Genomic DNA, 22226 nt, shown 5'->3' with positions numbered 1-22226 from the left:
TCCTCAAAAAATCAGCGCGCAAGCGCATGCCATCATCCGGCTGCAAAACAGGACGATGGGGTGAATTTAAGAGGTAATCAGGCGCGGGGTGGCCGCCAAGGGTCAGGAGGCGCCCTGTTTACGAGGCTCACCGCATAGGTATCTACTGGCCTAGGCGCAGAATAGGTGAGCGTGGGGTTAATTATTTCGACCTGAACTGTGCTCGCGGTTCTACACTCCTGGCCCACTTTGCAGGCTTTGGAGTGGTCGGCAGCTGATCCTGGATCAGTATCCTGGCAACAATCGTGATCCATCCCCGCCATCATCTCCATCCCCATGGTTTGCATGGGGCATGGTTCAATGGCTGAGTCGACTCCCGCCATGCCGTTGAGAGGAAGCGATGCGATTAGAAGCAGGATGGTGAACAGTCGTAGGAGCCGGTTCATGATGGCCGAGTATAGGTTACACGCATGAAATGAGCATTAAGCCGTTTGAGGCTTGGAAGTGGATTGTTTGGCGTGCGGCAGAGCGATGTGAAAACTCGTCACGCCGTCAGCGGAGGTACACCAAATTCGCCCACCATGAGCCTCGATGATCGAACGCGTTATGGCCAGACCCAAGCCGGCGTTGCTTGGGCTTCCTTCCCGCCTTGCAGGGTCAGCGCGATAGAACCGGTCGAAGATTTTGTTGATATGTTCCGGATCAATCGTGGCCCCATTGTTCTGGACGGACAGGTTCACTTGATCAGCCGCCTCGACAATCCGGACGGCGATATCGTGGCCTTCGGGGGTATAGCGCAAAGCGTTGGATAGAATGTTGGAAACCGCCCGGTCAATCATTAGCCGGTCACCACGGATCGTACCTTCGCCTTGAAGGGCAAGCCGAATGCTTCGGTCTTCGGCTGCAAGCTGGTAGTACTCAATCAGTCTGGACACTAGCCCGACCAGATCGATATCAACCTGCTCGGGGATGATCAAGCCGTTATCAGCTTTTGCCAGGAACAGCATGTCATCGATCATGCGCGACATGCGCTTGAGGTCTTCAAGATTGGAGTAGAGGTTGTCTTCGTAGGCATCGAGGTCGCGTTTTTTGGTCAGAACGACTTCGGTATGCGTCAGAAGATTACTTACCGGAGTCCGCAGCTCATGTGCGATGTCGGCTGAGAAGTTTGATAGCCGGACGAACGCGTCTTCCAGGCGTGCAAGCATTCCGTTGAAGGAGAGGATCAGCTCCTGCAATTCAAGCGGCACGGGCTCCAATGGAATTCGCTCGCGAAGGGACCGGGCAGACATGGATGTCGCCACCTTGGTGATCTGCCCAACCGGCCGAAGACCGCTCTTGGCCACGATCCACCCCAATCCTGCACTAACCAGAGCGCTGATGACCAAGCCAATGCCGAACCACCATTGCAGCGTCTTGAAAAAGTGGGCATGGCTGGTGACATCCAGCATCAACATGACTGTTACCGGCGCCTGCGCCTGCGCTATAGCCAGTTGAGAGGTAATCCCCCGGAAGTTCCGCGAGTCGATTTGCCAGTCCCAAACGGCGCCAGAAGAGGCCTGCTTAAAGCGCTCAGGGATGCGGGATGCCTTGGAGTCCGAGAACAGGACAGTACCGTCAGCATCAAGAATCTCCGCAGAAAGGTCCTGATGAGCCCCCAACAAAGCACGCAGTTGAGGCTCCTGATCCTCAAGTTCATCACGTGCTGCTGAAAGTGAAAGGATGTGCCGGGTGGATTCGAGTTTCTCGGCCAGGGCTTGCTCATCCAGCATCTGGAAATGGTGCTGACTGAGCATGTAGAAGCTCACGCCGGCAACGACCAATACGGCGATGACCGCGAACATGAACATGAGGGTAAGGCGTTTAACGAGCGACGATTGGGCGCGCATTACTCGGGAACATCCATCAGATAGCCCATGCCACGAACTGTATGTATGAGCTTGGGGGCGAAATCGTCATCAATCTTGGCCCGCAACCTACGAACAGCAACCTCGATCACGTTAGTGTCGCTGTCGAAGTTCATATCCCACACCTGCGATGCGATCAGGGACTTCGGCAGTACCTCGCCGCGTCGGCGCATGAGTAGTTCCAGTAAGGAGAACTCCTTGGCTGTGAGGTCGATCCGCTTGCCATTTCGGGTGGCCCGGCGCTTAAGCAGGTCTACCTCCAGGTCAGCCATCTTCATAGTGGTCTGAGCATAGCCACTGCTGCCTCTTCGCAGCAAAGTGCGCACACGCGCTAGCAGTTCCGAGAATGCAAAGGGTTTGACCAGGTAATCGTCAGCCCCGAGTTCTAACCCTTTCACGCGATCGTCCACGCCATCACGGGCCGTCAAAAACAAGACTGGGACCTCTTTCCCTGCCGCACGTACCATCCGCAGCACCTCCCAGCCGTCTAGCCCCGGCATCATTACATCAAGAATCAGCAGGTCATACGCCTCGCTCAAAGCGTATTGCAGCGCGTCGGTCCCTGTGACCACACGATCGACGGTAAAGCCTGCCTCCGTCAGCCCTTGCTGCAGGTAGGCCCCGATTTTTGGCTCATCTTCGGCTACGAGTAATTTCATCTGCTGCGCCCCCTTGGATGCCCTTCAGTGTGCAGCAAAAAAGGCACCCAACCAGAAGCTGACGGAAAAGTAATGTCGGGCTCAGCTTGCTGACAGTGCCGGGTAGCTAGCTTGAGCACTGTGAACGGCGCCAATCAGGCGAAACTGACCCTTAGAGGAAACGCAAATGAACATGATCAAAGCGATTGTGATGGTAGTCACCTTCGGCATGGCGAGCCTCGCCCTGGCTGAAGGCGGCGCGGATCGCACCTTCGCCAGGATGGAAGCTGCACGTGCATCTTCCATGCAGGCTTACCAGGTTGCTCAGGAGAAAAAAGCAGAGGCTCCTGTTACCGCCCAAAGCCAAAAGCACCCCGGCCACGAGAGCTGCTGAGCTTAGCTTACAGAAATGTAATCACCCCGGAATCTGAACTATGTCAGCTTTCGGGGTATTGCCTCCCGCAATCCTTGTGCTTTGGCGAAAGTCTACGAGGCTTGGGGGAGCTCAATTGAAACCAGATGGCTGCGGATCCCGCAGTCTGGATATCAGCGATCTACCTGATTGGACGCAACGGCATGCAAAGCAAAACCACGAGACGTTCATTCGTCAAAGGCCTGGCTGCTACCGGACTACTGGGTGGGCTGGGCATGTGGCGCGCGCCGGTCTGGGCCGTAACCAGCCCTGGCCAGCCTAACGTACTGACCGGCACCGATTTTGACCTGTACATCGGGGAGCTCCCGGTGAACATTACCGGGGCAGCTCGAACGGCGATGGCCATCAACGGTTCGCTGCCAGGACCAATACTCCGTTGGCGCGAAGGCGACACGGTCACGCTACGGGTTCGCAACCGCTTGAAGCAGGACACGTCCATCCACTGGCACGGCATCATCCTGCCGGCGAATATGGACGGCGTGCCGGGTCTAAGCTTCCATGGCATCGCTCCCGACGGCATGTACGAGTACAAGTTCAAGGTCCACCAGAACGGCACCTACTGGTACCACAGCCATTCGGGCTTCCAGGAGCAGGTCGGTGTTTACGGTGCGCTGGTGATTGATGCCAAGGATCCAGAGCCTTTCACCTACGATCGTGACTATGTCGTCATGCTGAGTGATTGGACCGACGAAGACCCGGCGCGGGTTATGTCCAAGCTCAAAAAACAGTCGGACTATTACAACTTCCACAAGCGCACCGTTGGCGACTTCGTCGACGACGTGAGCGAGAAAGGTTGGTCTGCTGCTGTGGCCGATCGAAAGATGTGGGCCGAGATGAAGATGAGCCCAACCGATCTCGCTGACGTGAGCGGGCACACCTACACCTACCTCATGAACGGCCAGGCGCCAAATGGGAACTGGACGGGAATCTTCAAGCCAGGGGAGAAAATCCGGCTTCGCTTTATCAATGGCTCGGCGATGACCTATTTCGACGTGCGGATCCCCGGCTTGAAAATGACGGTTGTCGCAGCCGACGGTCAGTACGTTAAGCCAGTGTCGATCGATGAATTCCGGATTGCCGTTGCTGAAACCTACGATGTCATTGTCGAGCCTGAAAACGAGCAGGCTTACACCATCTTTGCTCAATCCATGGATCGCACCGGCTATTCAAGGGGTACCTTGGCTGTCCGTGAGGGCCTGCAGGCACCGGTGCCGGCTGTAGATCCAAGGCCTCTCATCTCCATGAGTGATATGGGGATGGACCACGGCAGCATGGGTGGCATGGATCACGGCAGCATGGCCGGTATGGACCACAGCAAGATGGCTGGCATGGACCACGGCAGCATGGCCGGTATGGACCATAGCAAGATGGCTGGCATGGACCACGGCAGCATGGCCGGTATGGACCATAGCAAGATGGCTGGCATGGACCACGGCAGCATGGCCGGTATGGACCATAGCAAGATGGCTGGCATGGACCACGGCAACATGACCGGTATGGACCAAAGCAATATGGCCGCCAGCGGTGCCATGCAGAACCATCCCGCCTCCGAAACAAACAACCCTCTGGTCGATATGCAGACCATGACCCCTACGCCAAAGCTGAGCGATCCGGGGATCGGGCTTCGCGATAACGGGCGTCGGGTTCTCACGTATTCGGATTTGCGTAGCACCTTCATCGACCCTGACGGCCGGGAACCTGGCCGGACAATCGAACTGCACCTTACCGGGCATATGGAAAAGTTCGCTTGGTCCTTCGATGGGATCAAGTTTTCTGACGCAGAGCCGCTGCGGCTCAAGTACGGCGAGCGCCTGCGTATTACCTTGGTCAACGACACCATGATGACTCACCCCATCCATCTGCACGGCATGTGGAGTGACCTGGAGGATGAGGACGGCAATTTCATGGTGCGAAAACACACGATCGATATGCCGCCTGGCTCGAAACGAAGCTATCGCGTAACCGCAGATGCACTCGGGCGCTGGGCCTATCACTGTCACCTCATGTACCACATGGAGATGGGCATGTTCCGAGAAGTCCGCGTGGACGAATGAACTGGAGATACGAGATGAGCAAACCAATGAAACGAAGCGCCTTTTTCCTCTCTGCCGCGATGGTTGGCCTGCTCGCGGTGTACGCCCCGTCTTCCTGGTCCAGTGACAACCATGATCAGCACTCTCAAAAGTCGTCCAACGCGGCGCAATCGAACGGCTCGAAGAGCAAGCAAGCCCAGGGCATGAACCATGAAGGCATGGATCACGGCTCCATGAAAGGCATGGATCATGGCTCTATGGAGGGCATGGATCATGGTTCCATGGAAGGAATGGATCACAGCAAAATGATGGAATCGCATGGCAGCGACAAAGCTAAGGCAGGGAAAAATGGCCAATAGCGTTGCACGACCATCGCTGCTGGCATTCGCCGTTTCTTTAGGTGTGCTGGGCGTTTCGCCCAGCTTCGCCGCTGAAATGGATCATTCCGGAATGGACCACTCGGCAATGGGCCACGGTGCCATGCAGATGGACCACGCCTCATCACAGGCTGCGATGCCGGGCATGGACCACAGCCAGATGGGCGCGAGCAAGCAACCCACGCAACCTGCACCCGTTGATCACAGCAAAATGGGCCATGGCCAGCCCAAAGCGAAACCCGCCTCGATGGACCACAGCAAGATGGACCATGGAAGCATGAAAGGCATGGATCACGGGTCCATGGAAGGCATGGATCATGGCGCGATGGGTCATTCCACGATGGGAAACGGGAACGCTGATTCGCCGACCCCGACCAGCCGTACGCCAATCCCGGTGCTGACTGATGCCGACCGGCAGGCTGCCTTCCCCCCGCTTGACGGGCACAAAATGGATGACAGCGGGTTCAACAGCTTTTTCTTGCTAGACCAACTGGAATACCAAGATGCCGATGAAGGTAGCACGCTTGCTTGGGATGCATCCGGCTGGGTGGGCGGCGATATCAATAGGCTCTGGATTCGCTCGGAAGGTGAACGAACCAATGGTGTGACTGAAGATGCTGAGCTGCAGCTCCTCTATGGCCGCTCGGTAAGCCCGTGGTGGGATGTTGTCGCCGGCGTCCGGCAGGATTTCAAACCGGAGGATCCGCAGACCTGGGCTGCGTTCGGTATTCAGGGCCTGGCCCTGTATGACTTCGAAGCTGAAGCCACCGCCTTTATCGGCGAGAACGGTCAAACCGCTGCCCGTCTGGAGGGCGAGTACGACATCTTGCTAACCAATCGTTTAATTCTTCAGCCAACCGCTGAGGCCAACTTTTATGGCAAGAACGACCCGGAACGCGGCGTCGGCTCTGGCCTGGCAAACACCGAAGTCGGGCTGCGGTTACGGTACGAGATTGTTCGCCAGTTCGCGCCATACATAGGTGTCACCTGGAGCCGTTCCTACGGCAAAACCGCCGATTTCATTCGGGATGAAGGCGGGGACGTGGACGAAGCTCGTTTTGTGGCCGGTATTCGGATGTGGTTTTGAGAACTCAACATGAAAAAAACAATTACAACGCTGGTGGCGGCAGGTGCTGTTACTAGCGCAGCAGTGCTAGGTGCTGCTTACTTCGGTCTCGTGAACGTTGGTGCGGACGACCCACACTTCCCCGCTGTGCATGCGTTTTTGGCCATGGCGCGGGATCGCTCGATTGAAGTCCGAGCAAGCGACATTGAGGTGCCAAACCTTAAAGATCCTGCTCTCATCCAAGCAGGGGCAGGCAACTACAACGCCATGTGTATCGGTTGCCACCTCGCGCCAGGGGTGGAGAAAACTGAACTCAGCCAAGCCCTATACCCATCCCCACCAAACCTCACCGAGATAGGTGTAAGCGGTGACCCTGCTGCTGCGTTTTGGACCATCAAGCACGGTATCAAAGCGACAGGCATGCCAGCCTGGGGTAAGAGCATGGACGACCAGTACATCTGGGGAATCGTCGCGTTCCTGGACCAGCTACCGCAACTCAATGCTGAGCAGTACCAGATGATGGTCGCTTCCAGTGGTGGTCACCAACATGGCGGTGGCGAAAGCGATATGCATAACCATGAAGGCCAACACGGTGGTGCGAAATCAGGTCATGGAAATCATGATGATTCCGCAGCAAACGGCGTGGCTGAGGAAAGTCATGATCATGGCAGTTCGCATTCGGAGTCTTCATCAGTAGCGGAGCACCACGGTGAACACGAGTCCGGCGAGGCGCACTCGGACCACCACACAGGTTCTACTCCCAAAACCCATGTGCACAAAGACGGGAAGGAGCACACTCATGACAAGTAAGCGCCGCTTCCTCGGTTTAAGTACCGCAGCGTCACTTCTAATCGCCTCAGCCGCCTTTGCTGCGGAGCCCCTGACTATCGATGTGCACCGGGACGCTAATTGCGGTTGCTGTAAGAAATGGATAGCGCACTTGGAGGCAAACGGCTTCAAGGTCGTCGACCACGTTGAAACGGACATGAGGGCGGTGAAGCAAGAGCTAGGAGTAGCTCCGAGGCTGGCTTCGTGTCACACCGCGGTTATCGATGGCAAGTTTGTGGAAGGTCACGTCCCCGCAGCCCAGGTGCAGGAGCTCATAAAGCGCAACGACCTGGCAGGCGTCGCGGTACCTGGCATGCCCGCTGGCTCACCAGGTATGGAGGTTGATGGCATGAAACACGCCTATCAAGTCATCGGCCTCACCAAGAGTGGGGACGATCAAGTAGTTGCCAGTTATCCTGACACGTAATGCAAGATGCCCCGGGGGAAGGGCTTCTGCCGGCCAGCCGACCAGCTGCAGCGCTGGTCGTGGTCAGCTTACTCCAAGACTTACCCTGTCCCTTCGGTCAGTTTTGACCTCTACAGTTAATTCCAGCAGAGCGATATTCGAGGATTTTCAACTCACCTGTTGAGTCCTCGTAATTCATCTGTGTCGGCATCACGTCGCAGCTACCTTTGAGCGAAGTCATACTGATAACTCTCGCCACATCCAGTTTCATTCCGTAGCGATAATGGATCACTTCAGGTGGTTTTTTTCCATTGGCAGCGGCGTAGGCACGCATTGCTTGCTCATTTGCCTGAATCATCTTTCCGTGTAAGCGATCAGATCCTCCTTCAGCTAAAGCGGATGAGGAGGCGATTACGAGCATGAGGGCGGCAATGCTTTTAGCGGTGTTCATTTCTGTTACTCCATGAAGACATGAGTGAAGCTTACCGACTGGGAGCTGTCATCCACGTGATCCAGGAATTACATGTTTGTAAGCAGGCTATCGATAATGATGGCTCTGAATACACGTGAAAGCCGCGTCGTTTCAGGCTGCGACAGTTTTAATTCTCTAGCGAATCAGTCTGAACCGGCGTTTTGGGTGATTGCGACAGTTTTGCGTTTCCTCTCCAAATGGCTGCAGGCCGCGAAAGACGGGACCCTCTAGCGACAGTTTTAATTCTCTAAATCCACCACCCGCAGAAAATTTCGTCACGCCCCAGAATGGGAATTTGCATTCGGGGCGCACCACGATTCATCTCGTGCCAGAAGCCGCCTGCAGTGCAATCAATTGGCGAGCCAAGACTCGACTACCTCAGCGCCATACTCGTTTTTCCAGGCCTTAAGCGTACGCTGATTACCACCCTTGGTCTCAACAACCTCTCCGCTGTGTGGATTCTTGTAGACCTTCACTTCGCGTGGTTTCCGAGAGGTTTTTGGGGCCATATCAGTGGAAGCCACCGCTTGCGGATCGAGGATCAGCACCACTTGGCGCAGGCCGTAGCCATACTCGTTGAGCAAACTGCGCAGCTTCGTTTCAAATTCCATTTCCTGCTTCAGGGCAGAGTCATTTTTCAGCGCTTCCAGCTCCGCCAGTTGGGCTGCGAGCTGTTGTTCGAGCAGGCGGAATTCAGCGAGACGGGACATAAGATTCTCCAAAATGGGTTCGATGATTTTAGCAATCAAGAAAGAAAGCGTGCTAACTATCTTGATCCCACATGCCTGAATCGGCAATCACGAGGCTGAGCGATCGGTGTGGATAAAAACGTGATGGCTTCAGGATCGTCGATCTGGGCGGCTTCACTTGCGAGGTAATCGATCAGCTTTTTGCTTCTTACCCAAACGTACTGCCGGCAAGCCGCGTTTGGAATGGATGGCCCCGCAACGGGGCGAAACCTGGCCTCCCAAAGGTGCTTGAACGCCTCCCTGGTCGACTTCCCCAAATACACCGCAATCTCCGGTCCCAAGATATAGCCACGCCTGAATCTGTCGATGGCTTGAGGCTTAACCATCAATTGCGTACGCCGGCCTCGTTCGACAGCAGTGCTCCATAGCAGACCCAGTCGAACGAACGCGTATGCGCATTGTTCTTTGACGCCTAACAGCGCAGCAGCCTTGACTACCGACAGGCCGGGAAAGACCGGACTCTTGTTCTCAGCTCGGGCTTGTTGCCACGCTGCAAAATCTTGCGGCTTGAGTAACCACGCCCCTACCGCAACCGAGCCATTCTCAGCTGGGCCGTAAGCGCGAAGTTCACCTGCACGTATTGCCTGAACCAACTCGACCAACCCACCCCCCTTGGGCAGAGAATGCTTGGCCAAGTAGTTGATCGACACCAGGCTCTGGTCAGAGCTGGTAGGCAGCTTCTCATCAATCAATTCGTTGATCGAGCGGCAGTCAATCAGCCACCTTTCGCCTGGGCGCGGTTCTCCACCAAAGAACTGGAGGGTACCACCAGCTAGCAGCTGCCTAACCCGATTGCGACAGAGGCTTAGCAAAGTCGAGGTTTCTTTCATATCAGCCACGCCCTGGAGATGCTGCGAGATTGCCTTCAAATGATCCAGGTCCACGACCGTAAAGACTCGATCTTCATGGACCTTCTCCCGATAGGCGATTTGTCCCTCCTGATGAAGGCGTTTTATGACTGATACCCCGAGACCACAAGCTTCAGCAGCAGAATCGAACGACACCCAACGATGTCTCTCAATCGTCTCCTCACTCAAATTGCGATTTCGCTTCGCTAACGGTGCTTCCCACGCATGCTGCAGAAATGATTCGAACTCTCGACGAAGAAAGTCAAAACAAGAGTCATCCAGATCACGGTGGATGTCGTGGTATATCGGGCCGAACGATCTGCTGAGCGTCCAATGTTCGTTATCGGAATGGACTGCCTTGAGGCCACTCAGCAGTTCTCTGAATGCGAGAGGCCAGTTCATGAGAACCACGCCCGCCGCGTTTGCCATAAGCCGCGATATCTCTAGCGAACCCGAATCAGCAACCTTCAGCGGCTGGGTTCTTTCCGTAGGCAAACTTCTGACAGCGAGACGCGATGACAACTCGTGAAACTGTTCGTAGGTGAGGGCCGCCAATCCCGCGTCAGCTGGCAACGAGTCGGCGTAAAACCTATCTTCAAAGCCAGAGGTGAGCCAGGCGGCCGTATCACTCGCCGGCGCGATCTCAAAATTGGTCCCACTCAATGAGGTGCCACACGCTTGGCAACTATTCGCACTCATTGCGCTTGGATCGGTTTCCTTCAGACAGTTGGGGCACCGCCCGTGGAGTTCAGTGCCGTGGACAGAACACGTCGTAACCAGGGTCAAGCCCCAGCTTTCTCTCCAATAACCGGCTTCGCCCAAACAGATCGGACAGTAACGAGCGTGATGAGTCGTCCATAACTTGACCCCCTTGGGCCTTGGATCACGAAACTCAGCAGATACCGCAGGCCAGCTCAGTGGTCCTTCCATCATCTGCAGCCAGTCCGCAACATCGGTCTCGTCGGCTCGTGCAAAGGCGGTGAGCAGTTCCTTTCTGGGTAATCCGTTGGCTTTCGCCAGGCGCTGCAGGTACCCCAAAAGACTTTCGTCTTGGTGTGGTCGTGGGTTGATTAAAAGACCAAACATTCCTACACATCCATGAAATCGAAGACATAAAAATCAGGGGAGTAGAGCCGGGCCGATAAGCCCGGCCCTTGGCCGTCAGGTACTGCTCTCTTCGAACGTCTCAAACGGCTCCCGCTTCCCGAACAGAGGCTGGAAATTGAAGCTCGCACTGAAGGGGTTTCGATCCTCGGTGGCGTAGCTCCAAACCTCGTCTTCAAAAGCCTGGGCCAGCACAGGAAGTTCAATCCCGACAAGGTCCTGGACTTGAACCAGCCAAACAGCCCTGTCCACAATCTTGATGAGGTAGTCGATCAATCCATAGGAAGCCAGGTAGAAGCGTTTAATCATCGCTGGCTCTACAAAACTGATGGTTTGAACAGGCAGTTCGCCCTCGATTGCCTGCAACAACATCACGAAATGAAGAGACGTATTAGCGGAGAAGGTGAAGCGATCGTATGCCACCGTGGCCGAAAACCTGCGTCGCAGTTGCTCGTTTGCTAGCAGGAGATTTTCGGTGCGCTTCAGCCCAATCAGAACAAACGCGATACTGGTTTCATTCATCAGACTCTTGATCCAGTCTGCTGCCTCATACGCACCATTACGACGATAATCGACCAGGTGCTGCGCCTCATCGAGGACCAACATCTCCACGCCAAGGTTCTTCAGCAGCAGGACTACTCGCGCAAATTTAACCTCTGCCGAATGTCCTCGTGCCTCTGCGAAGGGATCCTTCAGCTCTGCCAAAATGGCTGCTGCCAGGTTCTTTTTGGTTGGAGACGAAGGCATCTCGACGAACAGAACTGTCCGCTTCTGTGGGTCATGGCTCTCCAATTCCTCCAATGACCGAATGTACTCCTTGACCAATGTGCTCTTGCCCACTCCGCTTGGACCTTGGATCAGCAACCCTTTACTTGCTCTGGTACGCCGACTATCGCCGTGGATATCGCCTAGTCGCGTCAACGCTCGCTCGACTTGAGGGCTGTGAATAAAACGATCGCGGAGCGTAAAGCTGTATTCACCATGCTCGTAGCATTCGTACAGATTGATGGCGTTCATGGCTTAGAACTCCCAGCAGGGCGACGAACCGAGACCTTGAAGGCTGCTGGCGGAATGTTAGGAATAGAGTCACCGGTCCATTCCACTTCAGCGAGTACCTTGGGTGGAGGCGTGCTTTCGGTCACTCGACCCTCCTTGTCGATTTTCGCTATGGCAGCTGCGCGTCGTTTTCTGAGCGTCTGCGAACGGCGGGCCTCGTCTGCATCTTCCATAATTTCCTGGTAGCACCTGTGCGTAGCCTCGAAGCTAGGCTGCTCATTATATTTTTCTCGCAGCGCTTTCTCGGCAGCCTTCCACACCTCCCTGCTCTTACCGGCCATTCGCTCATCTTTGGCGGGCACTTTGAAGAACAAGTTTCTGAAGCGGTCGTGAACCCAAACGTGCCCGGCTTCGTCTCGATAGCGGACGTTTACCTTTTCTCCGTCTGCCAAACGCATACGGAGCTCAGCAAGTTCCGTAGAGTGGTAGCCCACTTTGGCAACCTCGATGCCGTAATGGTGAACCTTCACCGAGGCCCGCTTGGCCAGAATGCACTCCAACGAGTCCAGGTCGACGGGAAGGCTGATGACATGGTTCGCCTCGCTAGTCCCCCAGACTTGAGCCGGTGTTCTGTTGTCCAGCCCCCGATGAGGAGTCTGGTGGTAACCATCGACGATCCATTTCACTACCACCGCCTCCAATTGAGGGAGCGTGAAACATGCATTCTTCTCCGAGTCGTAATCGCCACGCTGCTGGATATTCGAGAAGGTGGTACCCGGGAGGTTGTGGATAAGCCCCAGGTTCTGTGTGCTGAAAAAGCGTTCGACGGCACCTTTCCTTTGAGGGGCCCTTGAAGCGGGATACATGATCTCGATACCCAACTCGTTGAATCCCATGATGAGATCGCCCGCGTGAAATTCCGCTGCGTTGTCTGGGACTATTCGAGCCGGCAGCCCACGTGCCCACCATTCATTTCTCACTTTCGGAAAGCGCTTCAGCAATTCGGCTTTTGGACGGATTGAGCGTTCGATCACACGAAGCACGGTTTCCGTATTTGGCGCCGACAGGTGGAGCAAATATCCCATCACCATTCGAGAGAAGCGGTCGAGGACGATCGTCAGATAGGGGCGCCCAATGCACAGCCCCGAGGTTTCATCCACAAGCTGGACGTCCAACAAGGTGTGATCAATTTCCCAACGTTCCAAAATCTCATGGACACGTAGGACACCCGCCGCAACACGGTGCTTCTTGTCTGCTGCGTGTTTTCCGAGCCTCTCCTTATCCACAAGGTACGGATCCAGCTTGGCGATGTACCTTCGGACAGTCATTCCGCTTGGGATCTTGAGCTGATCCGAAGGCAAACGACTTTTGTTCCTCTCTTTTATCTGATCCTCGAATTCTGAAACGACCACGCTGACCGCTGGAATCGTATCCTGCAGGTAGGTTTTATTAATCACCCCTTCAAGAATAACTTCGAGCTCTCCCTGTATCGCGGCAGCCCGACCCTTTTTGGCATGCTGAGGGATAAGCTTTACTACGTTCTGGCCAATGTATTTGGCTGCCCAACGTCGAATAGTGGAAACCGAGGGTGCGCACGCATCCCCAATCTTTTTGGCGATATCTCTAAGCTTCTTGATCATGTCTTCGTCACCCGGTAGCTTGTATTTACCGCGCTTAGTTAGGTCGTCCAGATACTTGCGTCGACGCAATGCCTCATCTCCATGTTTTTTGGGGAAGCATGAAATATCTGGAGGGACGTTCCGCACATACGGAACCCTCCCAAGGTATGGCTGATCAGCGGAGATCTCGATCTCGCGCTTCTCGTAGGCCTCATAGAACTCCTTCTCGGATAGCTTCGTGGGCTCACCAAGCTCATCGAAAAAGAGCAGCTTCCGGTCAATAAGCCTCTTCTCAAGCACCATCAGTACGCCACGAACGATGACGACCAATTTCACCTTAAGGGAAAAGGTTTGCATGACGGTGCCCCCCTTGCAGGAAGACCGGGGAGTCAGTGTCAATTGACCTATCAAGGTCAATGCCCACCACCCCAAGGCCTAACAAGCGCCAGGCTTTCCCCTCACCAACCACGTAGAGCAGATCTGCAACGGTCATAGGCGGCCATTCGTTGAAGGTCGCCATTACCTCCTCCAACGCCTGATGCGAAAGCTCTGGACCGCGCCGGTGATACATCAGCCTTCTAAGATTGGTAGCCAGGGGTTCAGCTTCAATTAACTTTTCAGTGATCACCGAAAAGTTACGGGCAGTGGCGTTGAAGTAGCGCTCAGCGGCATCCAGTCGCTGCCTGACGCTGGCAATCTTCAGTCGGTCGTGAGGCTTCACTTCAAACCACCACTCGCGCCCATCCGCGAGGAAAACCTGTACGTCTGGGTAATATTTGAAGTAGCCCTGGAGCGATGGAACACGTTCCTCACTGGGCTGCGGGACGTAGCCGATGACCGCAGGAGACAGCTCAAGAAGCCGAAAAAGAGCGCCTTCGAGCTGGGACTCCCAGGGCACAGGCTTTTTATTTTTGAGCGATGGGAAGTAGCCGCGGTAATGGTTGGACCGCCGCGTGACCACCTTTCGTACTGTCATGAAACACCTCCGAAAATCTCGAAACGAGCGCCGACGCTGCGCCAAAAAATCAAGGCGCAGGGCGGGCGAAGTGAGGCCTTTCGACAGGCAACACTGTGCCGTCGAGTAACCTCGCTAAGGTCGAAAAAATGGGAGAGGATTGACAGTCGCTTCGAAAAAGCAGACATTGCGGGTTCTGAGGACGCAAGTCTGCTTCGCTAAGCGCGGTCAGTCCTCTCGGGATTGATCGCGTTTTTCTACATTTTCAGGTCTCCTTTTCTCTCATTGGTCATGACTCTCATGACTGATCAGAATCTAAAGCAATCGGCTTGCTCTCTTTATTTCTAAACGGCCACTTCGTGATCGCTGGAGCAATTTGGATCAGGTCTGAAGCTCTCGCTTCAAACAGCTGATTTGGCTGAAAATCTTCAGTGCAAAGCGGAAAAGTTGGTCATAGATCTTATTCCAACATCCCTTCGAAATCTACAAAAAATCCAAAATGGCAACTTCCACCAAATTCCATTTCCATACTAAATTGTTCAAATTAATACTTAACACGTACGCTTAATTAACTATTAAGGTGTTCAAATATTAGTTTTAAAGTCCTCTCAATCTCTCTGCTGCTCAGATCCGCCCGCCGACCCTCTCAGCACTTCCAGCGCCCCATCAAATCACTTCCTCAAATCCCCCCATCTGCATCATTTTCCAATGAGCGGAGTAGGGCGCCCCGGCAGGAATTCCAGGCAAAAAAAAGCCCGCGAAGGCGGGCTTGATGGTGACCGACAGGGGCCATGGTTGAAGCCCGGCCGGTCATCTATTTGTGAAAGCGTGCAGCTTTTCTGTGAACCTACACCGGATCAGAAGTCCAGGTTCGATACCGACAGCGCGTTGCTCTCGATGAAATCACGACGTGGCTCGACCGCATCACCCATCAGGGTGTTGAAGATCTGGTCAGCAGCGATCGCATCCTCGATGGTGACCTTGAGCATACGGCGGACGGTCGGGTCCATGGTGGTTTCCCACAGCTGCTCAGGGTTCATCTCGCCCAGCCCTTTGTATCGCTGGATGGTGTGGCGCTTGGTGGTTTCGTTCATCAGCCAATCCAGGCCTTCCTTGAACTCGACGATTGCCTTGCGGCGCTCACCGCGCTGCACGTAAGCACCTTCGCCCAACAAGCTGGACAGCTTGGCACCAATGTTGACTACGGTACGGTAGTCATTACTGCCAAAGAAGTCCCGGTTGAAGGTGACGTAGCTGGCCAGGCCGTGGGAGGTAATTTCCACTTCTGGCAACCATACGTTGCGCTCTTTGTCTTCACGCAGGCTGGCTTTGTAAACCAGGCCGGACTTCTGGCTGTTGTTCAGACGTTCCTGGAACTGGGCCAGCCAGGCCTGCATCACAGCGTGGTCACCCAGCTGTTCCAGGGTCACCTCCGGCAGGTAGATGAAGTGCTCGGTCAGCTCTTCCGGGTACAAGCGCGACAGACGCTTGAGCGTCTTCATGACACTGCGGAACTCATTCACCAGTGCTTCCAGCTGCACACCGGAAACCGCTGGTGCCGACTCGTCCAGGTGCAGGCTGGCATCTTCCAGGGCCGACTGGGTCATGTACTCTTCCATGGCCTCGTCGTCCTTGATGTACTGCTCCTGCTTGCCTTTCTTCACCTTGTACAGCGGTGGCTGGGCAATGTAGATGTAACCGCGCTCGACCAGCTCCGGCAGCTGACGGAAGAAGAAGGTCAGCAGCAGGGTACGGATGTGCGAACCGTCAACGTCAGCATCGGTCATGATGATGATGTTGTGATAACGCAGCTTGTCGATGTTGTACTCTTCGCGGCCAATACCGCAGCCCAGTGCAGTGATCAGCGTGCCCACTTCCTGGGACGAGATCATCTTGTCGAAGCGCGCTTTCTCGACGTTGAGGATTTTACCCTTCAACGGCAGGATTGCCTGGGTACGACGGTTGCGGCCTTGCTTCGCCGAGCCACCCGCGGAGTCACCCTCCACCAGGTACAGTTCGGAAAGGGCAGGGTCCTTTTCCTGGCAGTCCGCCAGTTTGCCTGGCAAGCCGGCAATATCCAGCGCGCCTTTACGGCGAGTCATTTCACGGGCTTTACGTGCCGCTTCACGGGCACGGGCAGCATCGATCATCTTGCCAACGACGGCCTTGGCCTCGTTCGGGTTTTCCAGCAGGAAGTCGGCGAAGTACTTGTTCATCTCCTGTTCCACGGCGGTTTTCACCTCCGAGGAGACCAGCTTGTCCTTGGTCTGCGAGCTGAACTTAGGGTCCGGCACTTTCACCGAGATGATCGCGGTCAGGCCTTCACGGGCGTCGTCGCCAGTGGTCGCCACCTTGTTCTTCTTGGCCAGACCTTCCTGTTCGATGTAACTGTTCAGGCTACGGGTCAGCGAGGAACGGAAACCCACCAGGTGAGTACCGCCATCACGCTGCGGAATGTTGTTGGTGAAGCACAACAGGTTTTCGTTGAAGCTGTCATTCCACTGCAGGGCGACTTCAACACCCACGCCATCGTCACGCTGGACGTTGAAGTGGAATACCTGGGAGTTGACCGGGGTCTTGTTGGTGTTCAGGTATTCGACGAAAGCACGCAGGCCGCCTTCGTACTTGAAGAACTCTTCTTTACCGCTACGTTCATCCTTCAGCAGGATGCCAACGCCCGAGTTGAGGAACGACAGCTCGCGGATACGCTTGGCCAGGATGTCCCAGCTGAAGTGAATGTTCTTGAAGGTTTCAGCCGAAGGCTTGAAGTGGATGTGGGTACCGGTGGTTTCGCTGTCACCGACAACCGCCATCGGCGCCTGTGGAACACCGTGAACGTAGGTCTGTTCCCAGATCTTGCCGCTACGGCGAACGGTCAATACCAGCTTTTCGGACAGGGCGTTCACAACAGAAACACCTACGCCGTGCAGACCGCCGGATACCTTGTAGGAGTTGTCGTCGAACTTACCGCCGGCGTGCAGCACGGTCATGATGACCTCGGCTGCGGAAACGCCTTCTTCTTTATGCACGTCGACCGGAATGCCGCGACCGTTGTCGCGCACACTGATGGATTCGTCCGGGTGGATGATGACGGTGATGTCATCGCAGTGACCGGCGAGGGCTTCGTCGATCGAGTTGTCGACCACCTCGAAGACCATGTGGTGCAGGCCGCTACCATCATCGGTGTCGCCAATGTACATGCCGGGGCGCTTGCGCACGGCATCCAAACCTTTCAGCACCTTGATGCTGGAGGAGTCGTACGTTTGATTTTCGCTCATGCATTCACTCCCGATGATCGTGGGTCTGGGTGATACGGCCTTGTTCCACGTGGAACAAAGCAACTGGCGTTTCCGTCTGCCAGCCTTCCCTCAGTAATTCGTGATCTACACAGGTGATGAACACCTGGCAGCGTAATTCTTCAAGCAAGCGGCACAACGCGCGGCGATGCTGGTCGTCCAGTTCGGACGGCAAGTCATCTACGAGATAAATACAGTTACCGCGGCGAGCCTGACTAACGAGGTGGCCTTGGGCAATGCGCAATGCGCACACCACCAGCTTTTGCTGACCACGCGACAGGATGTCGGCTGCATTGTTGGCAGCCAGACGAAGACGCAGATCAGCGCGCTGCGGACCGGCCTGGGTGTGGCCCATCTGCTGATCGCGAAGGAGAGAGGACGCGAGTACTTCTTGCAGTTCCCGGTCCTTGTCCCAGCCTCGGTAGTAGCTAAGGGTCAACCCGTCCAGCTCGACCAGTTCGCTCAGGGTTCGCTCGAAGACGGGCTTCAAGGCCTTGATGTAGTTGCGACGGTATTCATCTATTTCCGCACTGGCCAGGCATAATTCCCGGTCCCAAGCGGCTTGCGAAGCTGGGTCAAGTGTACCATGCCGCAACCATGAGTTCCGCTGCCGCAGTGCCTTCTGCAGCCTTTGCCAGGCTGGCAGGAAACGTGGTTCCACGTGGAACACTCCCCAATCCAGGAACTGGCGGCGTATTTTTGGAGCGCCTTCCAACAGGCGGAAACTGTCTGGATTGATGAGCTGAAGCGGAAGCAGCTCAGCCAGCTGCGCCGCACTCCGCGCATTCTGCCCATCAATACGAATAGTGAACTCCCCTTGCCGCTCCCGGGATACACCCAGGTTGCTGCTGCCACCCTCGGCCAGTTGCACCTCGCCGAACACGGTACAGGCAGGCTGTTCGTATTGGATAACCGGATTCAGGCGGGTGCTGCGGAACGAACGCGCCAGCCCGAGCAGATGTACGGCTTCAAGCACGCTGGTTTTGCCGCTACCGTTAGCGCCGTAAAGGATGTTGATGCGGGGGGAGGGTGAGAGTGTCACCGGGTGCAGATTGCGCACCGCGGTGACAATGATACGTCGAAGGGACATTTCGCCTGCTACGAATTACAGGCGCATCGGCATGACAACGTAGGAAGAATCGTCGTTGCCAGCTTCCTGCAGCAGAGCACTGCTGTTGGAGTCGGACAGGATCAGACGAACTTGCTCGGTAGTCATCACGCCCAGCACGTCCAGCAGGTAGCTGACGTTGAAGCCGATTTCCAGCGAGCTACCGTCGTAGTCCACGCTGATTTCTTCTTCAGCTTCTTCCTGCTCGGGGTTGTTGGCTTGGATCTTCAGTTGGCCAGCGGCCAGTTGCAGGCGGATTCCGCGGTACTTTTCGTTGGAAAGAATTGCAGTACGGCTGAAGGCTTCACGCAGCGCCTGACGGTCACCGACCACCAGCTTGTCACCGCCCTTGGGCAGTACGCGCTCGTAGTCCGGGAACTTGCCGTCCACCAGCTTCGAAGTAAAGGTGAATTCACCGGTGGTAGCGCGGATATGGTGCTGGCCCAGGACGATGCTGACCATGCCTTCCGGGTCGGTCAGCAGGCGCGCCAGTTCGAGGATACCTTTGCGCGGCACGATGACTTGGTGGCGATCATCCTGCTCGATCGGTGCGCTCATGGAGCACAGCGCCAGGCGGTGGCCGTCAGTGGATACAGCTCGCAGGGTGTTGCGGGAAACTTCCAGCAGCATACCGTTGAGGTAGTACCGCACATCCTGCTGGGCCATGGCGAAACTGGTACGCTCGATCAGGCGACGCAGCTTGCTCTGTTCCAGGTTGCAGGTTAGCGAGCCCGGGCCTTCTTCCACGGTAGGGAAGTCATTGGCAGGCAGGGTCGACAGGGTAAAGCGGCTGCGGCCGGCCTTGACCAAAAGTTTCTGCTCATCGACCTTGATATCGATCAGGGCGTCGTTCGGCAAGCTTTTGCAAATGTCCATCAGCTTGCGTGCCGGGACAGTGATTTCGCCAGGCTCGGCCGGCTCTTCGAGTTGCACGCGGCCTACCAGTTCGACTTCCAGGTCGGTACCAGTCAACGACAGTTGCTGGCCTTGTACGACCAGCAATACGTTGGACAGGACCGGCAAGGTCTGGCGGCGCTCGACGACACCGGCGACCAGTTGCAGGGGTTTCAACAGGGCTTCGCGTTGAATGGTGAAATGCATGGTCTAGTCCCTTGCCTTCAATTAGCTGCGCAGACGGCCATCAGGTCGTCAGCGTCCGCAGCAGGTTCTTGTAGTCCTCGCGGATGTCCGCGTCGGATTCCTTCAATTCGTTGATTTTGCGGCATGCGTGCAGCACGGTCGTATGGTCGCGACCACCGAACATGTCGCCAATTTCCGGCAGACTGTGGTTGGTCAGTTCCTTGGACAGGGCCATGGCCACCTGACGTGGACGCGCTACGGAACGCGAACGACGCTTGGACAACAGATCGGAGATCTTGATCTTGTAGTACTCGGCGACAGTACGCTGAATGTTATCCACACTGACCAGCTTGTCCTGCAGCGCCAGCAGATCCTTGAGCGACTCACGAATCAGTTCGATGGTGATGTCGCGGCCCATGAAGTGGGAGTGAGCGATCACCCGCTTCAATGCGCCTTCCAGTTCACGGACGTTGGAACGGATACGCTGGGCAATGAAGAAGGCCGCGTCATGCGGTAGTTCGACCTTGGCCTGGTCGGCTTTCTTCATCAGGATCGCGACGCGTGTTTCCAGCTCTGGAGGCTCGACGGCCACCGTCAGGCCCCAACCAAAGCGCGACTTCAGGCGCTCTTCCAGGCCTTCGATCTCCTTGGGGTAGCGGTCAGAGGTAAGGATTACCTGCTGGCCACCCTCGAGCAGGGCGTTGAAGGTGTGGAAAAACTCTTCCTGCGAGCGCTCTTTACGGGCAAAGAACTGGATATCGTCGATCAGCAACGCATCCACCGAGCGGTAGAAACGCTTGAATTCATTGATGGCGTTCAGCTGCAGCGCCTTGACCATGTCCGCGACGAAGCGCTCCGAATGCAGGTACACGACCTTGGCGTTCGGGTTCTTCTTCAGCAGGTGGTTACCCACAGCATGCATGAGGTGGGTTTTACCCAGGCCCACGCCCCCATAAAGGAAGAGCGGGTTGTAGCCGTGCTTGGGATTGTCTGCCACCTGCCAGGCAGCTGCGCGCGCCAGCTGGTTCGACTTGCCTTCGACGAAGGTGTCGAACGTGAAGGTGCGGTTCAGATAACTGGTGTGCTTGAGCGCACCTTCGACCTGCACGGTCCGTTGTTCGGTCCGGGCATTGCCGGCCGACACAGTAGCCGGTTCGGCCATGGCATCGAAGCTATCACGCGAGGATGGCTCGGCCAGTTCATCGACCAGTACAGGCTCGGCCGCCGCCATGGCGACGGGCTCAACCGCGGCCGGCACGGCCTTCTGTGTCTGGCTCTGCGTCTGGGTCTGGGCCAGCGAGGCGGCCACCGCAGCACTTACTGGTGCGTTGGGTGCGGCACGAGGCGCGGAGCTGCGACGGCTGCCTATCAACAAGGAAAGGGCAGGCGCAATGCCGCTGCCGTTTTCGCCCAACAGCTCGAGCAAACGACCCAGGTACTTTTCATTGACCCAATCGAGAACGAAACGGTTAGGCGCATAGACGCGCAACTCGTCGCCTTCGGCTTCGACCTGTAGCGGACGGATCCAGGTGTTGAATTGCTGGGCAGGCAGTTCATCGCGCAGAAGCTCCACGCACTGCTGCCAAAGTTCCACTGACACGGATATCCCCTGAGTTTGAAAGCCGGATGAGGCAAAAACAAACCGCCATTGTACCGGTCGAGCGTCCAGTTATCCACATGTGGACACGTTAGGAACCATGACAAAACAGCCATTTATCGACCAAAACGGCTTCGTCATGCTGTGAATAAGCCCTGTGGATAACCGGACATGAGCGCTATGCACAACCCTGGGTTCAGACCTGTTGATAACTCGCCTGTGGATAAGCGGCGTTTTAATCCACAGCTTTCGACCATGAAGAAAACAAGCGCAGCACGGGTTGATAACGCACTTGTAAAACTCTGTACAGCCCATGTTCTATGGGCTAGAGACGGTTATCCACAGAAGGTTATCCACCTAAGATTTATAGATTCTTCAGAAAAGCTTTTTATATGTCTCTTCTTTTTTTTCATGTTGTCCCCAATTCGTGTGCCCGATCAAGCACCCGTGAGGTATTGGCCAAGCACGCACCGTCCATCACGTGCTCTATATGGAAAGACTGGTTGGAAATTGACCTACGGGCTTGCTTTCTCTAGAATCGCCGGTCTCTTAAAAAGGGGGCCATCCCGGCCCGTCGTCGACAAACCAGGTAACACGCCATGAAACGTACTTTCCAACCAAGCACCATCAAGCGCGCGCGCACCCACGGCTTCCGTGCCCGTATGGCTACCAAGAACGGCCGCGCTGTTCTGTCGCGTCGTCGTGCCAAAGGCCGTAAGCGTCTGGCCATTTGAT

The 22226-nt window shown here is 55.7% G+C and carries 19 protein-coding genes; 7 read left to right on the top strand and 12 right to left on the bottom strand.

All coding sequences use genetic code 11. The features are described 5' to 3' along the window. Positions 1–461: 461 nt before the first annotated feature. The gene (locus JV551A3_RS00850) at positions 462–1868 is read right to left on the bottom strand and encodes a heavy metal sensor histidine kinase (RefSeq protein ID WP_011953087.1); all 1407 of its coding nucleotides are present in this window, start codon (positions 1866–1868) and stop codon (positions 462–464) included. Further along, positions 1868–2545, bottom strand: coding sequence for a heavy metal response regulator transcription factor (locus JV551A3_RS00845; RefSeq protein WP_011953086.1), 678 nt, complete (start codon positions 2543–2545; stop codon positions 1868–1870). The genes JV551A3_RS00850 and JV551A3_RS00845 overlap by 1 nt, the downstream gene beginning before the upstream one ends. A gap of 166 nt (positions 2546–2711) precedes the next feature. Between JV551A3_RS00845 and JV551A3_RS00840 the strand changes: the two genes are divergently transcribed. The 6 genes from JV551A3_RS00840 (at position 2712) to JV551A3_RS00815 (ending at position 7688) form a co-directional block, all read left to right on the top strand. Continuing rightward, positions 2712–2918 carry a co-regulatory protein PtrA N-terminal domain-containing protein gene (locus JV551A3_RS00840; protein WP_011953085.1) on the top strand — a complete coding sequence of 69 codons (207 nt, stop codon included), beginning with the start codon at positions 2712–2714 and terminating at the stop codon, positions 2916–2918. A 182-nt stretch (positions 2919–3100) separates the two neighbouring features. Then, entirely contained in the window at positions 3101–5011 is a 1911-nt protein-coding gene (locus JV551A3_RS00835) for a copper resistance system multicopper oxidase (protein WP_023377932.1), read from the top strand. 14 nt (positions 5012–5025) lie between these two features. After that, entirely contained in the window at positions 5026–5349 is a 324-nt protein-coding gene (locus JV551A3_RS00830) for a hypothetical protein (RefSeq protein WP_012269845.1), read from the top strand. Next, positions 5339–6454, top strand: a complete 1116-nt coding sequence (locus JV551A3_RS00825) for a copper resistance protein B (RefSeq protein WP_011953082.1) — start codon at positions 5339–5341, stop codon at positions 6452–6454. Before JV551A3_RS00830 ends, JV551A3_RS00825 begins: the two co-directional genes overlap by 11 nt. 9 nt (positions 6455–6463) lie before the next feature. Then, the gene (locus JV551A3_RS00820) at positions 6464–7243 is read left to right on the top strand and encodes a c-type cytochrome (RefSeq protein ID WP_011953081.1); all 780 of its coding nucleotides are present in this window, start codon (positions 6464–6466) and stop codon (positions 7241–7243) included. Further along, positions 7233–7688 carry a DUF411 domain-containing protein gene (locus JV551A3_RS00815; protein WP_011953080.1) on the top strand — a complete coding sequence of 152 codons (456 nt, stop codon included), beginning with the start codon at positions 7233–7235 and terminating at the stop codon, positions 7686–7688. The genes JV551A3_RS00820 and JV551A3_RS00815 overlap by 11 nt, the downstream gene beginning before the upstream one ends. 97 nt (positions 7689–7785) lie before the next feature. Here JV551A3_RS00815 and JV551A3_RS00810 read toward each other — a convergent pair whose 3' ends face one another. From JV551A3_RS00810 to dnaA, 10 genes are all read right to left on the bottom strand, one after another. After that, positions 7786–8118 carry a DUF2790 domain-containing protein gene (locus tag JV551A3_RS00810; protein ID WP_011953079.1) on the bottom strand — a complete coding sequence of 111 codons (333 nt, stop codon included), beginning with the start codon at positions 8116–8118 and terminating at the stop codon, positions 7786–7788. Between the two features lie 371 nt (positions 8119–8489). Then, on the bottom strand, positions 8490–8849 hold the full coding sequence (locus JV551A3_RS00805) for a histone-like nucleoid-structuring protein, MvaT/MvaU family (protein WP_010951431.1): 360 nt from the start codon (positions 8847–8849) through the stop codon (positions 8490–8492). 56 nt (positions 8850–8905) lie between these two features. After that, a complete protein-coding gene (locus tag JV551A3_RS00800) occupies positions 8906–10822 on the bottom strand; it encodes a TniQ family protein (protein ID WP_010951430.1) in 1917 nt (638 codons plus the stop codon). A gap of 75 nt (positions 10823–10897) precedes the next feature. Further along, positions 10898–11857, bottom strand: coding sequence for a TniB family NTP-binding protein (locus tag JV551A3_RS00795; RefSeq protein ID WP_010951429.1), 960 nt, complete (start codon positions 11855–11857; stop codon positions 10898–10900). Beyond that, positions 11854–13812 carry a DDE-type integrase/transposase/recombinase gene (locus JV551A3_RS00790; RefSeq protein ID WP_133978226.1) on the bottom strand — a complete coding sequence of 653 codons (1959 nt, stop codon included), beginning with the start codon at positions 13810–13812 and terminating at the stop codon, positions 11854–11856. Before JV551A3_RS00790 ends, JV551A3_RS00795 begins: the two co-directional genes overlap by 4 nt. Then, on the bottom strand, positions 13793–14431 hold the full coding sequence (locus tag JV551A3_RS00785; protein WP_011953077.1) for a TnsA endonuclease N-terminal domain-containing protein: 639 nt from the start codon (positions 14429–14431) through the stop codon (positions 13793–13795). Before JV551A3_RS00785 ends, JV551A3_RS00790 begins: the two co-directional genes overlap by 20 nt. Before the next feature lie 836 nt (positions 14432–15267). After that, positions 15268–17688 carry a DNA topoisomerase (ATP-hydrolyzing) subunit B gene (gene gyrB / locus JV551A3_RS00780; RefSeq protein ID WP_133969793.1) on the bottom strand — a complete coding sequence of 807 codons (2421 nt, stop codon included), beginning with the start codon at positions 17686–17688 and terminating at the stop codon, positions 15268–15270. A gap of 4 nt (positions 17689–17692) precedes the next feature. Then, positions 17693–18796, bottom strand: coding sequence for a DNA replication/repair protein RecF (gene recF, locus JV551A3_RS00775; protein WP_133969792.1), 1104 nt, complete (start codon positions 18794–18796; stop codon positions 17693–17695). A gap of 15 nt (positions 18797–18811) precedes the next feature. Next, entirely contained in the window at positions 18812–19915 is a 1104-nt protein-coding gene (dnaN, locus tag JV551A3_RS00770; protein WP_114167579.1) for a DNA polymerase III subunit beta, read from the bottom strand. 40 nt (positions 19916–19955) lie between these two features. Continuing rightward, positions 19956–21494 carry a chromosomal replication initiator protein DnaA gene (gene dnaA, locus JV551A3_RS00765; protein WP_133969791.1) on the bottom strand — a complete coding sequence of 513 codons (1539 nt, stop codon included), beginning with the start codon at positions 21492–21494 and terminating at the stop codon, positions 19956–19958. Positions 21495–22090: 596 nt separating this feature from the next. Between dnaA and rpmH the strand changes: the two genes are divergently transcribed. Next, entirely contained in the window at positions 22091–22225 is a 135-nt protein-coding gene (gene rpmH, locus JV551A3_RS00760) for a 50S ribosomal protein L34 (RefSeq protein WP_003253163.1), read from the top strand. The last annotated feature ends 1 nt before the right edge of the window (position 22226 follow it).

Origin of the sequence: Pseudomonas inefficax (assembly GCF_900277125.1) — a bacterium.
Lineage (GTDB): Bacteria > Pseudomonadota > Gammaproteobacteria > Pseudomonadales > Pseudomonadaceae > Aquipseudomonas > Aquipseudomonas inefficax.
The sequence above is the reverse complement of the archived record's forward strand: the minus strand, read 5'-3'. Positions and strand labels throughout refer to the sequence as shown.

Coding starts and splice junctions, on each gene's coding strand:
- JV551A3_RS00850 (WP_011953087.1), bottom strand. CDS start 1,868: ATGCGCGCCCAATCGTCGCTCGTTAAACGCCTTACCCTCATGTTCATG.
- JV551A3_RS00845 (WP_011953086.1), bottom strand. CDS start 2,545: ATGAAATTACTCGTAGCCGAAGATGAGCCAAAAATCGGGGCCTACCTG.
- JV551A3_RS00840 (WP_011953085.1), top strand. CDS start 2,712: ATGAACATGATCAAAGCGATTGTGATGGTAGTCACCTTCGGCATGGCG.
- JV551A3_RS00835 (WP_023377932.1), top strand. CDS start 3,101: ATGCAAAGCAAAACCACGAGACGTTCATTCGTCAAAGGCCTGGCTGCT.
- JV551A3_RS00830 (WP_012269845.1), top strand. CDS start 5,026: ATGAGCAAACCAATGAAACGAAGCGCCTTTTTCCTCTCTGCCGCGATG.
- JV551A3_RS00825 (WP_011953082.1), top strand. CDS start 5,339: ATGGCCAATAGCGTTGCACGACCATCGCTGCTGGCATTCGCCGTTTCT.
- JV551A3_RS00820 (WP_011953081.1), top strand. CDS start 6,464: ATGAAAAAAACAATTACAACGCTGGTGGCGGCAGGTGCTGTTACTAGC.
- JV551A3_RS00815 (WP_011953080.1), top strand. CDS start 7,233: ATGACAAGTAAGCGCCGCTTCCTCGGTTTAAGTACCGCAGCGTCACTT.
- JV551A3_RS00810 (WP_011953079.1), bottom strand. CDS start 8,118: ATGAACACCGCTAAAAGCATTGCCGCCCTCATGCTCGTAATCGCCTCC.
- JV551A3_RS00805 (WP_010951431.1), bottom strand. CDS start 8,849: ATGTCCCGTCTCGCTGAATTCCGCCTGCTCGAACAACAGCTCGCAGCC.
- JV551A3_RS00800 (WP_010951430.1), bottom strand. CDS start 10,822: ATGTTTGGTCTTTTAATCAACCCACGACCACACCAAGACGAAAGTCTT.
- JV551A3_RS00795 (WP_010951429.1), bottom strand. CDS start 11,857: ATGAACGCCATCAATCTGTACGAATGCTACGAGCATGGTGAATACAGC.
- JV551A3_RS00790 (WP_133978226.1), bottom strand. CDS start 13,812: ATGCAAACCTTTTCCCTTAAGGTGAAATTGGTCGTCATCGTTCGTGGC.
- JV551A3_RS00785 (WP_011953077.1), bottom strand. CDS start 14,431: ATGACAGTACGAAAGGTGGTCACGCGGCGGTCCAACCATTACCGCGGC.
- gyrB (WP_133969793.1), bottom strand. CDS start 17,688: ATGAGCGAAAATCAAACGTACGACTCCTCCAGCATCAAGGTGCTGAAA.
- recF (WP_133969792.1), bottom strand. CDS start 18,796: ATGTCCCTTCGACGTATCATTGTCACCGCGGTGCGCAATCTGCACCCG.
- dnaN (WP_114167579.1), bottom strand. CDS start 19,915: ATGCATTTCACCATTCAACGCGAAGCCCTGTTGAAACCCCTGCAACTG.
- rpmH (WP_003253163.1), top strand. CDS start 22,091: ATGAAACGTACTTTCCAACCAAGCACCATCAAGCGCGCGCGCACCCAC.